We start from the raw sequence: 13,624 nt of genomic DNA on the forward strand, positions 1-13,624 counted from the left end.
TCGCCCACCGCGGACCGCCTGCTCTCCCGGATCGGGCTCCCGATCACGGACCGCCCGCCCCCACCTCCGGCCCGCCCGCCCCCACCTCCGGCCCGCCCGGCCCCACCTCCGGCCCGCCCGGGCCCGGCGCCGGGCCGACCGCCGTCAGGCCTGGAAGCGGCCTGCCCTGGGTCTTCGCCCCGCCCTCGACCTCCCGGGCCGCCCTCGACCTCCCGGGCCGCCTTCGGCCTCCCGGCCCGCCGTGAGCCCTCCCCTGGCCTTCCGAGGAAGATGATCCTGATGGATGGCGAATGCGTTTCGGTGAACGGCGTCGAACTGTTCGTGCGGCGGTTCAGCGACCCGGGGTTGCCCATGCTGGTCATCGTCCACGGCGGCCCGACCTGGGATCACTCCTACCTGCTGCCGGCGGTGGAAGAGCTGAGCGACATCGCCCACGTCGTGCTGTTCGACCTGCGGGGATGCGGGCGGAGCAGTCGCACCGCGCCGGTGGGCACGCTGCCGGTGTCGGCGCTGCAACCGGACAAGCTGGCCGACGACGTGGCCGCGTTGGTGCGGCACCTCGGGGTCGCGCGCGCGGACGTGCTCGGCTTCTCCTACGGCGGCATGATCGCCATGCGGGTCGTCGACCAGCATCCCGAGGTGGTGCGTTCGGTGATCCTGGCGTCGACCACGGCCTATCGCGACTTCGAGGACGAGCTCGAACAATTGCCTGACTACCAGGAACGCAGGCGGTTGGGCCAGCCGGTCGACTTCGGGGATCCCGCCCTGACCGGGCCGGAAGCCCCGGACGGCGCGCTCAGCCGGGCCATGGCGGTCGCCGATGCGCCGCTGGGCATCTGGCGGCTGGATCGGCTGGCGGAGTGGCACAAGATCCTGGATCGGGTCCGCTTCTCCAGCGACTGGAACGAGCCGTACGTGGCGGGCCGGCTGAAGCCCGCGGCCCCGGAAGATCCGGCCCGCGTGCTGCGGGAGTGGGGCGGTCCGGTGCTGCTGCTCCAGGGTGCCCGGGAGATGAGCTTCCCGATCTCCCTGGCACGGCGCCTACATGCCGAGGTCCCCACCAGCACCCTGGTTGAGGTGCCCGATGCCGCGCATATGGCGCATTTCGACAACCCGGCGGCGTGGCTGTCCGCTCTCCGTGACTTTCTGCGCCAGCGCTGACCCGCCTCCCTGATCGGCCACTCGACCAGATCGTCGATTCCCCCGGCGCGCGGCGGCGGAGGGTGGCGGCGAGGTGAGGTGCCGCGCCAGTGCGGCGGGGCGAGGTGGCGCAGTGGTCGAGCTGGCGGGGCGAGGTGAGGTGAGGTGGCGGGGCGGGGCGGGGCGGGGCGGGGCGGGGTGAGGTGGCCGGGCGGGGTGAGGTGGCGGGGTGGTTGAGCTGCTGCGGACAGCCAGCTGCCGCGGACAGCCAGCTGCCGCGGACAGCCAGCTGCCGCGGACAGCCAGCTGCCGCGGACAGCCAGCTGCCGCGGATGGCTCAGCCAGTGCGAACGGTCGGGCCGGCCGCGGATGCCTTGCTACCGCGGACACGCCAGTTGGCGCTGATTGCTTAGCGGGCGCGGAGGCTCAGCTGGTGCGGTCGGCGATGAAGTCGCAGAGGGACTCCATGGCTCGTTTGGCGTCGCCGGCCGGGAGGGGGGCCAGCTGGGCGCGGGCCTCCTCCGCGTACGTCCGGACGGTCTCGCGGGCCTTCTTCATGGCTGCCGACTCGCGCAGCAGGGTGAGGGCCTCGGCGTGCTGGGCGTCGTCCGTGAGCGGGCCGCTGGCCAGGAGCTCACGGAGCCGTACGGCCGAGGCGTCGGTGTCGTCGCCGGCCAGCGCATAGAGCACCGGCAGGGTCGGCACGCCCTCGCGCAGGTCGGTGCCGGGCGTCTTGCCGGACTGGACCGACTCGGAGGCGATGTCGAGCAGGTCGTCGGAGAGCTGGAACGCGATGCCGATGGTCTCGCCGTAGCCGGCGAGTGCCTCGACCGACGTGGCCGGCGCCCCCGAGAAGAGGCCGCCGAAGCGGGCCGAGGTGGCGATCAGCGACGCCGTCTTCTCGGTGATGACGTGCAGATAGTGCTCGATCGGGTCGGTGCCGCGCGGGCCGACGGTCTCGGCGATCTGGCCGTGCACGAGCCGGGCGAACGTCCGCGCCTGCAGGTGGACGGCCTCGGGCCCGAGCGTGGCGGCGAGGTCGGCCGCCTGCGCGAACAGATAGTCACCGACCAGGATGGCCACCGAGTTGCCCCAGCGCGCGTTGGCGCTCGGCGCCCCGCGGCGCACGGGCGCCTCGTCCATGACGTCGTCGTGGTAGAGCGTGGCCAGGTGGGTCAGCTCGACCACGTTGGCCGCTGCCACGATCTCGGGCGCCCGCGGATCGCCGAACTGCGCCCCCAACGCCACCAGCAGCGGCCGGAACCGCTTGCCGCCCGCATCGGCGAGATGCCGCGCGGCCTCGGCCACCAGCGGATCGGCGCTGGCCACGTTGGCCCGAAGCTCCTCCTCCACGGCCGCCAGAGTCGCCGTCACCGATGCGTCGACCCTCGGATCGACGTCGAGGCCGAGCGACGACAGCGCCATGTCGGAAGGCGTCATATCCCCGGTGCTCACCACGCTTTCACGATGCCACATGGTCCAGACCCGCACGGCCCCAGGGGTCACAGCCACAAGATCAAAATCAGGATCTGGCACACGTACGCCCCGACAGCCGAACCCGCCCACCTCGCGCCATCGAAGCTGCGCCCTCGCCCACTCCGCGCCATTGAAGCTGCGCCCTCGCCCACTCCCCGCCCCCGAAGCTGCGTCCTCGCCCACTCCGCGCCACTCAAGCTGCGGCCCCGGTAGGCCCGACGTCGTCGCAAGCCGCCCAAGCCCCGAGGCGCATGCCCGTCACGGCCTAACCCAGCCGGCACCCCGCCGCTCGGCCCACCCATGGGGCCCTCTTGTCCCACAGCAGGCAGGCTTCGCCGCAGGCCACCCCTCCACGCACAGACTTCGGCCGGGCACCCCGCTGCGGCCGAGGCACGCTGCGCCGGGGTGGTCGCGCCGGTCGTGCGTGGAATGGGGTGGCGAGACGCTAGGCGTGGTGGCAGACGGCTTCGAGGTTGATGCCGTGGGGGTCCAGGACGAAGGCGCCGTAGTAGTCGTCGTGGTATTCGGGGTGGACGGCCGGTTCCAGCAGGGAGGTGGCGCCGGCCTCGAGGGCGGCGCGGTAGAAAGTGGTCACGTCGGCGTGGGTGTCGACGGTGAAGGCCAGGTGCATGTTGGTGCCGACGGTGCCGCCGTCGATGAGCCAGAAGTAGGGCTTGACGTCGGCCAGGCCGAAGCCGGTCATGGCGGTGGGCTGGTTGGGGGTCGCGTTCGGCGGGATCACGAGCATTTTGGTGATCCCGATCGAGGCCAGCACCGGCTCGTAGAAGGCGACGGCGGCGTCCAAGTCGGGCACGGCGACGTTGAGGTGGTCGATGCGGGATCCTGCTCGATCAAGAGTCATGACCCGAACCTGCCCGGTATTGCGGACAAGTCTTGACCGTTGAGGGCGAAATTCAACCACTCACTCAGGTCGCTACGTGAGGGCGTGGTGGCGTAGGCGGTGGCTACCGAGCAGCATCAGGGCGGCGGCCAGCAGCATGGCGACGGCGGCGACCGACCACATGACGGGGTAACTGGTGGTGGCGGCGACGGTGCCCAGGCCGAGCGGACCGAGGCAGCCACCGGCATAGACGCCGGTTTGGGTGATTGACGTGGCGGCGGCGGGGGCCTGCGGGTGGAGGCGGACGACCGCGAAGTTCATCAGGCCGGGCCAGCACCAGCCGAGGCCGAAGCCGAGGATGACGCCGGTGATCAGCGGGAGCGGGCCGGGGACGGCGACCAAGGCCAGGCCGGCGGCGCCGCCGATCAGGACGACCGCGATGACGCCGATCTGGTTGTCGGGGCGGCGGTCGGCGAGCCAGCCGCCGAGAATGCGCGCTGCGACGCAGACGGCGCCACCGAGAGTGAGCGCGAGGCCGGCCGGGCCGGGGGAGATGCCGCGGGCGACGGAGGCGTCGACGAGGAAGGTGCTCAGCGCGTTGGCCGAGCCGGCGGCGAGGGTGGCGCCGAGGCCGACGACGATCAGGGCGCCGGTGGCTCGCTTGGCCGGCTGTGATGTCTTGTCGGCGGGCATGGCGGCGTCGCGCGGAATCAGGAGAAGAGCGGCCAGCGCCAAGGCCGCGGCCAGCGCGAAGGCCCAGCGCCAGCCCACGGTCAGGGCGATCAGCGGGACGGCGGCGCCGGAGAGCAGGGTGCTGATCGGGATGGCGGCCTGCTTCACGCCGAACGACAGGGCTTGCCGGCGGGTGGGCACGTGCCGGGACAGGCTGGTGTTGCTGGCGAGCTGGCCCATCGCGTTGGCGCCGGCGCCGACGGCCAGGATGACCACGAAACTCCAGAGTGGACCGGCGAAGGCCGCTACGGCGAGCAACGACGCGGCCGAGAGGGCGACTCCGATGCGTGACACCGGGCCGGGGCCGTACCGCTCGACGAGGGCGCCGGCCGGGATGGAGGCGAGGGCGCTCGCGCCGAAGTACGCGGAGACGACGAGGCCCAGGCCGGCTGGGGAGAAGCCGATCTGGACGGCCAGGCCGCCGACCAGGAAGACCGGAACGCTCACCGCGATCGTGGTGGTCAGCGCGCCGATCATGGCCCGGGGCGGCGAAATGATCATCAAAGGCAGGCTATGTCAGGCGTACCCGATCGAGCGCGCTGAGTGCTAATGACCACACGGCTCGTGTAAATCGATCGTGATCCACATGCTTTTGGCATTCCCCCGGAGGAAGATTATTCATATGGTGTAAGTCCCTGGCGTCGGAGGTAGCTGTGCGCGACCCCCTGGCGGAGCCGTCCGATCTGATCCGGAGCGTGTCACGCGCGTTGCGCGTTCTCGAGTCGGTTGGTCGGGCCCCGCGCGGACTCACCGTGAAGCAGATAGCGCGACGGTGCGAGTTGACCGTCGCGACGACGTACCACCTTGTGCGCACTCTGGCCTACGAGGGCTACGTGATCCGCCGCGAGGACGGCACGTACATCGTGGGCCTGGAGATCGCCGACCGGTACAGGGAGCTCGTCTCCGCCTTCCGGGGCCCGCCCGCGGTCGGCGAGGCGTTGCGGCGCGCCTCCCTGGACAGCGGCTACAGCCATTATCTGGGCCGCTTCGTCGGCGGCCGGATAGCGGTGACCGCCTCGGCCGAGGGGGCCCGCTCGCCGTTCATCGACGACATGACCCCGGGCTTCGACGAGGGTGGCCACGCGACCGCGCTCGGCAAGGCGCTGCTGGCCACGTTGACGCCCGATCAGCGCGCCCGCTATCTGCGTGATTACGGCATGCGCGCGTTCACCCCGGCCACGCTCACCACGCCCGAGGCGCTCGAGGCCGACCTCGCCGCGGGGGAGCGGCGGGGCATGCAGCTCGAAATGGGACAGTTCCGGCAGGGCCTGGCGTGTGCCGCGGTGCTGGTCATCGCCGACCGCGACATCGAGCGCCGGCTCGTGCTCTCCTGCGCGCTGCCGGCGGCCGAGATGCTGACTTCGGCCCGAGTCGTCCGGGCCAAGCTGACGGCCGCTGCCCGAAATGTGGCGGAAGCGCTCTCCGCGGGCGAGTCGGCCACGGCCTGACAAGGGAACCTAAGACTCCGTTGAACCTCACGTTCGTCCCTCTCGTAAGACAGGGTGCAAGCGGGAGATCAGCGGAGGGTGGTGACGGGGTGCGCTGTGAGCATGAGCACGACGACGGGGCGTATGTACTGGGTGCCTTGTCGCCGGCCGAGCGGGCCGCCTACGAGCAGCACCTGGCGACGTGCTCGTTCTGCCGCGAGGCGGTGGCCGATCTGTCGGCCATGCCCGATCTGCTCGCGCGCCTCGACGCCAAGGAGTTCGCCAAGCTCCTCGACCCCACGCTGTCCGGCGGCTCGAGTCATCCAGGAGCGTCGCTTCGCGACTGGGCCACGTCGGAGTGGGCTACGTTGGCGCCTTCCGCCAAGCGTCGCAAGAAAGGCTTGCCCGTACGGGTCGTGAGCACCGCCGCGGCGCTCGTGCTGGTGGCGCTCATCGGCGTCGGGGTGTTCCTGCTGACCAGGGGAAACGCCGCGCCCGCGACTCCGCCACCCGGGCCCGCGGTCGCCATGACGGCCGTCGTCGGCGGCTCGCCGGTCAAGGCGACGCTCCGCCTGACCAGTACCCCGGGCGGCACCAAAGTGGACATGACCTGCAACTACAGCGCTACCGCGGCCAAGCCGTACACGTTCCGGCTGATCGCCTACGGCCCGGACGAGCAGCAGGAGCAGCTCGGCTCCTGGCAGGCCGAGCCGGGTGCGCAGTTCACGATGCCGGCCGCCACCCACTTCGGGCCGGGCAGCCTGTCGCGGCTCGAGCTGGTGCAGTACGACGGAAAGGCGCTCCTGGCCTACGACGTCCCCTGACCCTCTGATTCCGGGTCAGCGGGGTGGCAGGGTGGCGATCGGCTCGGCGGTGGCGGCCGCGGAGCCGATCGTCCCCCTCTTCTTCGGGCGCTGACGGAGCGCGTCGATCGTGAAGATGATCAGCGCGACCCAGACCAGCGCGAAACCGGCGAGGCGGGCCGCCGGCATCGGCTCGTGATAGATGAGCAGACCGACCGCGAGCTGCAGGATCGGCGCGATGTACTGCAGAATCCCGATGCCGACCATCGGCACCCGGTTGGCCGCCCCGGCGAAAAGCAGCAGCGGTACGGCGGTGGCCAGCCCCGAAAGAATCATCAGCGCCGTGTGCGTGGTCGAAACGTGCCCGAACTCGGCGTCGCCGGCCACGGTGAGCCAGGCCAGGAAGATCAGCGCCGGCACGGCGAGCACCGACGACTCGACGAACAAACCCTCGGCCGGCGGCAGCGACATGCGCTTCTTGACCAGGCTGTACGTGCCGAAACTGGCGGCCAGGAGCAACGCGATGTACGGCAGCCGCCCGTAGTCGATGGTCAGCACCACGACGGCGACGGCGCCGACCCCGACGGCGATCCACTGCCAGCGACGAAGCCGCTCACCCTGCACGGTGACGCCGAGCAGCACGACGACCAGCGGCGTGATGAAGTAGCCGAGCGCGGTCTCGACAACCCGGTCGGTGTTCACGCCGTAGATGTAGGTCGCCCAGTTCACCCCGATCAGCACGGCCGCCAGCGCGATGCCGCCGAGCAGCTTGGGCGAGCGCAGCAGCCGCCCGAGGAACCGCCAGTTCCGCAGCGCCGCCAGCAGCAGGCTGACGAAGATGACCGACCAGACGACCCGATGCGCAAGGATCTCCAACGCCGACGCCGGCTGCAGATGCTTGAAGTAGATCGGGAAAAATCCCCACATCACGTACGCCGCGAGGCCGTAGAGATATCCGCGCCGCTCGTCGCTCATGGCCCCACCGTAAGGCCTTACCCGGTGGTCGGTCCTTGCATATGGCCCAGGTCTCAGGCTACGGCCGTCCCTGGCCTTGGACGGGCCTCAGGCTTTGGCGGCTGCGCGGACGGCGGCCAGGTCGCAGGCCATCCAGCGGCCGGGATCGACTTCGACGAAGCCCTGGGCCGCGTAGACGGGTTGCGCGTCCCGTGTCGTGAGGAGCAGACGCTTGAGGCCCAGCTCCGCGTAGTGATCGCGCAGGCCGCGGGCCATCCAGCCGCCGAGCCCCCGGCCCCGGTGCGCCCGATCGACATAGACGTCGCACAGGTAGGCGAACACGGCCCCATCGTTGATCACGCGAGCGACGGCCACCTGTTCACCACCGTCGCGATAGATCCCGAAGGCGTCCGACCCGGCGAAGGCCGTCCGCACCTCCTCGATCGGACGGCCCATGGCCCAGTACGCATCGGTGGACAGCCACCGGTGCACCAGCGGAAGATCGATCCGCTCCGGCTCGGAGCTCAACTCGTACCCGTCGTCACGGCGTTCTAGCAGCACAACCGCGAGTCAAGCGCGGATCTGGCCGACCCGCCACCGCAATCCCGCAACCGCACCCCCGCCGTCAGTCGCCGCCGCCCCCGCCGCCGCCGTCAGTCGTCGCCGTCGGGGACGAGCATGTTGAGCAGCCAGCTGACGACGCCGACGAGCAGGGCGCCCAGCACGGCGCTCGGCCAGAAGTTGTCGACGTGGAACGGCAGGTCGAACTGGCCCGCGACCCAGCTGGTCAGCAGGAACAGCAGCCCGTTCACGACCAGCGCGATCAGGCCGAGGGTGAGAACGTAGAGCCCACACCCCACGATCTTGATGATCGGCCGGAGAACCGCGTTGATCACGCCGAAGATGACCGCGACGACCAGCAGCGTGACAATCTTCTGAGACGTCGAATCGGTCGTCAGCTCGATGCCGTCGATCAGCACGGTCGCCAGCCACAGCGAGAACGCGGTGATCAATAGCCGGATGATGAGGCCCATGGCCCGGAATGGTGCCACGCCCCCGCCACCAGCCACGACACCACACACCGATCTTGTCGATGTCGTTTTCGAGATCCCGGCATATCGGCTATTCCCCTCGCGCCGCCGCACCGAGCAGCCTCCACCACACCGTGCCGCCGAGCGCCGCCCCATCGAGCAGCACCCACCAAACTGCGCCGCCCGCTGCCCGCTGCCCGCTGCCCGCTGCCCGCTGCCCGCCGCTTCGCCCTCGTCGGAGACCAACCCATGGGGGTCGCGGTGGTGAGACCGGCGGCGAGAGTGGGCCCGGCTGTGGGGGAGAGGCTGGTCGGTGAGAGGGCTGGCAGGCTGTGAGGGGTTGTCGGTGGGGTGGGTCAGCGGCCGGGTGGGCCGACCAGCTGGGTTTCGATGGGGGTGTGGGCCAGGGCGGCCCAGCGGACGGCGCGGCGGTTGACGACGCCGATCATGTCGGGGCGGATGCGGGTCATCCACTGGGCCACCTCGCCCAGGCCCAGGGCGGCGCCGATCAGGGTGGCCTCCTCCGGGCGCAGCGGCTGCAGGATGAGCAGGTCGGCGCGGGACGCCACGTCGACGTCGGCGGCTGAGAACTCGTCGCGGACGACCAGGGTGGCCTGCCAGCCGGCGCCGGGGCGGTTGTCCGAGCCGACCGGGCCGATGTCGACCACGACCAGCAGCGGGTGCAGGGCGGAGCCGGGGGCGATCTCGACCGGGCGCCCGGGGGGCACGACGGCGATCGACTCGCCGGGGACGGCGGCGCCGCGGACGAAGGGCTCCCAGGCCCGTGGGCGCGCTGTCTGCACCATCACCCGGGCGCCCAAGGCCATCGCCCGCAGGACCACGAGCTGGGCGCAGCGGACGCCCCCGACCAGCAGCGCCCGGGTCTGCTCGGGACGGAACAGCCGGGCCACCACCGGGTTGCCGTGACGGTTGCGGCCCAGCATCAGCCCGGAGGTGCCGACCGGCAGGTGAAGGCCGTCGAGCTGCTCGGCCGGCTGCACGCCGTCGGGTGTCAGGCCCGGCACCGACGCTGGCACGCCGCCCAGCGGAAGCGTCGCCGACAGGCCGCTCAGGTGCTCGCCGTCGAGCCGGCGCACGCCGGCCTGCTCGGCCGAGACCACTTTGCGCAGCGCCTGGGCGGCCGCACCGAGCGAGGCGGCGTCGGGCGCCGCGACCCGGATCGTCAGGTCGAGCGGGGTCGGGCCGTTCGCCGGTCGCGGCCCGGCCGTCAGCGCCACGGTGGTCGCGGCCGCGGGCAGGGTGAGCAGCCGGGACACCAGCCGCCGGGACGTCTCGACGCGCGGGTCGGGCCAGCGGCGCAGCCGGAACGTGCTCTGCGCGAGGCCGCCGATCCGCAGGCCGGGCCACGTCTCCTGGGCCGGGCCCGCGCCGTCGTCGTGCGCGAGCTCGGCGATGACGCGGATCGCCGCCGCCTCGCCCAGCGGTTTGGCCGGCACCGCCGACATCCGCCGGACCAGTTTGCGTACCAGCCCGGAAAGAGAGCGATGCAGCTCCTCCTCGGACCAGCCCTCGGCCCGCAGCACCCGGACGGTCAGCAGCACGCGGCTGTGCCCGAGGAGACGGCCCTCGGTGAGCTGCCGATAGGAGTTGGCCGGGGTGCCGGCGCCGGCCCGCAGCGACGGGGCGGGCGCGCCGGTGAACAGCATCTGGATCATCACGGGTGGCAGCTCGGCCTCGGCCGAGGGCAACAGCGAGGCGGGCGAGGGCAGCGTGGCCGGCTCCTCGGCGAGTAGGCCGGCCGGGTCGCCCAGCTCGAGCACGGCGGTCAGGCCGTGACCGTCCACGATGATCGCCGCCGGGTCGCCGGCCAGGTCGGTCTGCTCCACGCGCGCGCCGGGCGCGACGAGATCAAGCAGCGCCGCCCCGGAATGCCGGCGGCCGCCGAAGTGGAGCATCACGCCGATCCACTCGAACAGCCAGCGCCCGCGCAGCCGTAGCCACGTCACGGCCAGGATCAGCAGGGCGACGACGGCGCCCACGACGAGGCCGATCGGGCCGTTCAGCGCGCCGACCAGCACGGCCACCGCAGCGACCTGGGTCGCCACCAGCTGTCCGGCCCGGAGACCGAACAATCGTCCACGCCGGACGGGCCGGGTGCTGACCTTGGGTGACGACTTGGCCGGGCCGCTGAGGCCGCGGTAGTCGCGGTCACCCGCCACGCCGACCGTCATCTCACACCGCCTCTTGTGCCGCATCGTTGCTCGTGCGGGCCCATCGTAGGGGGAATGGCCCACCCCCGGGGCGCCCTGTGGACAGCCGCGAAAGTTATCCACAGGTGGCGATCCCGAGCTTTTGCGTCTTGACGAACTTCGCTACGGTCGGCGACGTACCTGAAGAGTAGTCGGCCGCTCACGGCCCGCCCCGAAAGCTTGTGGACCGGGGCTAGCCTGGTGGCCACCGTCGATACGTCGAGGGCGGTGATCACCGTCCGTCCATCACGGATCCGGGCGATCGGCGAACCGAGCGAGAAACGGGGTGACGTCCGGGGTGGCCCAGACGCAGGCGCAATCCGCGGTGATGGCTAGCACCGCCAACAAGTTCGACGACGTCAACGGGCAGCTGCAGCAGATGCTGAGCACGCTCATGAACGAGCTCTCCGTGCTGAGCAGCGCGTGGAAGGGTCTCGGCGCGGCCGCTTTCGAGCAGGTCAAGGTGCAGTATGCGGAAGACCTCAAGAAGCTGAACGCGGCCCTGGCCCAGACCGCCGACTCGATCAAGGTGTCCGGCGCCGGCTACGACGCCTCCGACTCCGAGGCCCAGAGCCGGGTCGCCAACTCCGGCGGCAGCTTCCAGCTGCCGCTCTGACGGGGGAGAAGAGAAGACATGCCCAACGACGGAATGCTGCTCGTCAACTTCGGCGCGCTGCAGAACGCGAGCGCCGACATCCAGAAGGCGGTCAGCACGCTGCAGTCGCAGCTCGAAGCCCTCGAGAGCCACGCCGCGCCGCTGGTCGACACCTGGGAGGGCGAGGCCAAGGAGGCGTACGCGCAGCGCCAGGCCACGTGGCGGGCGGCGTCGGCCGATCTGCAGAGCATCCTGCAGAACATCAAGTCGGCCGTCGACGCGTCGGTCGAGGACTACATCCACACCGAGAAGGCGGCGACCCAGCGCTTCCAGTGAGCGCGGAGCCCCTGGCGCGATACGGCCGGACAGTCGAGGATGACTGGGCCGGCCGTTCCGTTTAGTCCGTTCTTGCGAGCGTTGCTGTCCCCCGAACGCGTATTGGCCGAAAAGTCCGTTCACGCTACGATCGGTTGTTGGCTCATCGCTGCCAGCCACTGAACAGCGCGCTTCGGAGTTCCGCCGGGCGCGTGCCGAGGGCGTCGTACACCTGCTTTACTTCTCCGCGTACTGCCGCCCATTGTGATCGCGGCCTGACCTTGTAGGTTGTACGCGTTGAGGTGGCCCTCGTCGCGCGTGGGGAGAGGTGGACGTGTCCGAGTGGGAGCCGGCTACGGACGCCGAGGTCGCGATGCGCGATGCGTTGCGCACCGACGATCAGGAGTCGTACTTCCGCATTCTCTCCAAGGTTGACCTGCTGTTGCCGGTCTCGGCCGACGCCCTCGCGGGCCTCGCGCCGCTCGGCTGGGGCACCTGGAGCACGGGTGGTCGCACCCATGTGCTGGCGTTCACGTCGACCGCCGCGCTGCAGTCCTGCCTGGCCGACTACACGGGCTCGGCCCGCCGCGTGCCGTACCAGGAGCTGGCCAACACCTGGCCCAACCTCGAGTGGTGGCTCGCCGTCAACCCCGGCCTGCCGATCGAGGGATACCTGCCGGCGTGGTTCGTCGCCCAGCTGTCGCGGGGCGATCTGAGGCTGCCGACCCGCGGCCCGGGTCGTGAGGCCACGCCCGCCTCCGGCAAGATGCAGGACTTCCAGGCCGCCGCGCTGGCGGCCAGCCGGTCGGAAGACCCGGTCCGCCCGGGCGGGCCGACCACCGAGGGAGCCCAGCCGGCTCCGGCGGCGGCCGGCTACCCGCAATATCCCGCGAGCACCTCGGCGGTCTCTGCCCCCAGCGCGTATGGGCAGGCGGCCTCCGCCGCCTACGGCGCGGGTAACACGCCTTACGGCCAGCCCTTGGACGACCCGGCCGCCTTCGGTCAGTCGCCGGGCTATGGTCAGGCCGCGAACACGCCGGCCGCGAATGCGCCGGCCGCCAGCGCGCCGACTGCGAATGCGCCGGCCGCGTACGGCCAAGCCGCCAGCGCCGCTCCCGCCTACGGGCAGGCGCCGTCGGCCTACGGCCAGCCCACGGCCCAGCCGGTTGGCCAACCCGCGGCCCAGCCGGTCGGCCAGCCCACGGGCCAGCCGACCAGCGGCCGTCCCTCCGGGCCCGCGTACGGCGCCCCCATCAGCGCTCCACCGGCGTACGGCCGGCCTTCGAGCCCGGCTCCGGCCGGCTCTCAGCCGTACGGCCAGCCTTCGAGCCCCGCTTCGGCCGGCTCTCAGCCGTACGGGCAGCCCTCGAGCCCCGCTTCGGCCGGCTCTCAGCCGTACGGGCAGCCCTCGAGCCCGGCCCCGGCCGGCTCTCAGCCGGCGTACGGCCAGCCCTCCAGCCCCGCCCCGGCCAGCGCTCCGCCTGCCTACGGCCAGCCTTCGAGCCCAGCGAGCGCTCCGCCCGCCTCCGGCCCGGGCGGGACGTATGCCGGTCAGTCGGCCGCCTTCGTCCGGTCCGCCGGCCAGCAGCCGCCCGCCGCCGAGCAGCCGAAGCCGGAGCCGCTCGGCCCCGGCGGCCTGCCGATCCGCACCCCGGGCAACGTGCTGCCCAGCGGCCTGCCCGCCCGCACCCCTTCCGCGGCCGCCCCGGCGCCGGCCGCTCCGCCCGCGGTGCCTCCGGCCTACCAGCCGCCGTCCGTGCCGATGACCCCGGCCGCGAACGCCCCGATCTCGAGCATCCCGTCGTCGAGCATCCCCGCTTCCGGGATTCCCGCCTCCGGGATTCCCGCCTCGGGCATCCCGGCTTCCGGCCCGCCCTCGGCACCCACGCTCGGCGGGGCCTTCGGTGCCCTCGGCAGCCGCCGGTCGGCCGCCCCGGCTCCCGCCCCGGGCCCCATGCCGACCGCCGCCCCCGCCGACGACTCGCGCGGCGTGCTGCAAGACCCGAACGCGCCGCTGCCGGTCCGCAACCCCGGTGCCAACACCCCGCCGGTTCCCGAGCACTTCGTGCCGAGCGACCCCGCCGAGACCCCCTTCGACCC

12 protein-coding genes and 1 pseudogene are annotated in these 13,624 nt (G+C 71.9%); 6 read left to right on the plus strand and 7 right to left on the minus strand.

Going from position 1 to position 13,624, the window contains the following annotated elements:
- Positions 1–270 precede the first annotated feature (270 nt).
- On the plus strand, positions 271–1,161 hold the full coding sequence (locus tag AB0J66_RS30300; protein WP_364667734.1) for an alpha/beta hydrolase: 891 nt from the start codon (positions 271–273) through the stop codon (positions 1,159–1,161).
- 405 nt (positions 1,162–1,566) lie between these two features.
- Here the strand turns inward: AB0J66_RS30300 and AB0J66_RS30305 are convergent, their stop codons facing one another.
- From AB0J66_RS30305 to AB0J66_RS30315, 3 genes are all read right to left on the minus strand, one after another.
- Positions 1,567–2,580: a polyprenyl synthetase family protein gene (locus tag AB0J66_RS30305; RefSeq protein WP_364667737.1), complete on the minus strand. Its 1,014-nt coding sequence runs from the start codon at positions 2,578–2,580 to the stop codon at positions 1,567–1,569.
- A gap of 481 nt (positions 2,581–3,061) precedes the next feature.
- A complete protein-coding gene (locus AB0J66_RS30310) occupies positions 3,062–3,478 on the minus strand; it encodes a VOC family protein (protein WP_364667740.1) in 417 nt (138 codons plus the stop codon).
- A gap of 72 nt (positions 3,479–3,550) precedes the next feature.
- Positions 3,551–4,690: an MFS transporter gene (locus AB0J66_RS30315; RefSeq protein ID WP_364667743.1), complete on the minus strand. Its 1,140-nt coding sequence runs from the start codon at positions 4,688–4,690 to the stop codon at positions 3,551–3,553.
- A gap of 152 nt (positions 4,691–4,842) precedes the next feature.
- Here AB0J66_RS30315 and AB0J66_RS30320 point away from each other — a divergent pair, with 152 nt between their 5' ends.
- Both AB0J66_RS30320 and AB0J66_RS30325 read left to right on the plus strand, forming a co-directional pair.
- Positions 4,843–5,637: an IclR family transcriptional regulator C-terminal domain-containing protein gene (locus AB0J66_RS30320; RefSeq protein WP_364667745.1), complete on the plus strand. Its 795-nt coding sequence runs from the start codon at positions 4,843–4,845 to the stop codon at positions 5,635–5,637.
- An 89-nt stretch (positions 5,638–5,726) separates the two neighbouring features.
- On the plus strand, positions 5,727–6,440 hold the full coding sequence (locus tag AB0J66_RS30325) for a zf-HC2 domain-containing protein (protein WP_364667748.1): 714 nt from the start codon (positions 5,727–5,729) through the stop codon (positions 6,438–6,440).
- A 15-nt stretch (positions 6,441–6,455) separates the two neighbouring features.
- On the opposite strand, the gene rarD is transcribed toward AB0J66_RS30325, so the two are convergent.
- The 4 genes from rarD to eccE form a co-directional block, all read right to left on the minus strand.
- Positions 6,456–7,394 carry an EamA family transporter RarD gene (gene rarD, locus AB0J66_RS30330; protein WP_364667750.1) on the minus strand — a complete coding sequence of 313 codons (939 nt, stop codon included), beginning with the start codon at positions 7,392–7,394 and terminating at the stop codon, positions 6,456–6,458.
- Between the two features lie 87 nt (positions 7,395–7,481).
- The gene (locus tag AB0J66_RS30335; protein WP_364667752.1) at positions 7,482–7,934 is read right to left on the minus strand and encodes a GNAT family N-acetyltransferase; all 453 of its coding nucleotides are present in this window, start codon (positions 7,932–7,934) and stop codon (positions 7,482–7,484) included.
- A gap of 92 nt (positions 7,935–8,026) precedes the next feature.
- Positions 8,027–8,407, minus strand: coding sequence for a phage holin family protein (locus tag AB0J66_RS30340; protein ID WP_364667755.1), 381 nt, complete (start codon positions 8,405–8,407; stop codon positions 8,027–8,029).
- Positions 8,408–8,760: 353 nt separating this feature from the next.
- Entirely contained in the window at positions 8,761–10,596 is a 1,836-nt protein-coding gene (gene eccE / locus AB0J66_RS30345) for a type VII secretion protein EccE (protein ID WP_364667757.1), read from the minus strand.
- Positions 10,597–10,912: 316 nt separating this feature from the next.
- Here eccE and AB0J66_RS30350 point away from each other — a divergent pair, with 316 nt between their 5' ends.
- The 3 genes and pseudogenes from AB0J66_RS30350 to AB0J66_RS30360 all read left to right on the plus strand — a co-directional run.
- A complete protein-coding gene (locus AB0J66_RS30350; protein WP_364668247.1) occupies positions 10,913–11,230 on the plus strand; it encodes a WXG100 family type VII secretion target in 318 nt (105 codons plus the stop codon).
- An 18-nt stretch (positions 11,231–11,248) separates the two neighbouring features.
- The gene (locus AB0J66_RS30355) at positions 11,249–11,545 is read left to right on the plus strand and encodes a WXG100 family type VII secretion target (protein ID WP_364667759.1); all 297 of its coding nucleotides are present in this window, start codon (positions 11,249–11,251) and stop codon (positions 11,543–11,545) included.
- A 352-nt stretch (positions 11,546–11,897) separates the two neighbouring features.
- A pseudogene (locus AB0J66_RS30360) lies at positions 11,898–12,254 on the plus strand (SseB family protein); the annotation flags it as partial.
- Positions 12,255–13,624: the final 1,370 nt, after the last annotated feature.

Source organism: Actinoplanes sp. NPDC049598, from assembly GCF_040675435.1.
In the GTDB taxonomy this organism is placed as follows: domain Bacteria; phylum Actinomycetota; class Actinomycetes; order Mycobacteriales; family Micromonosporaceae; genus Actinoplanes.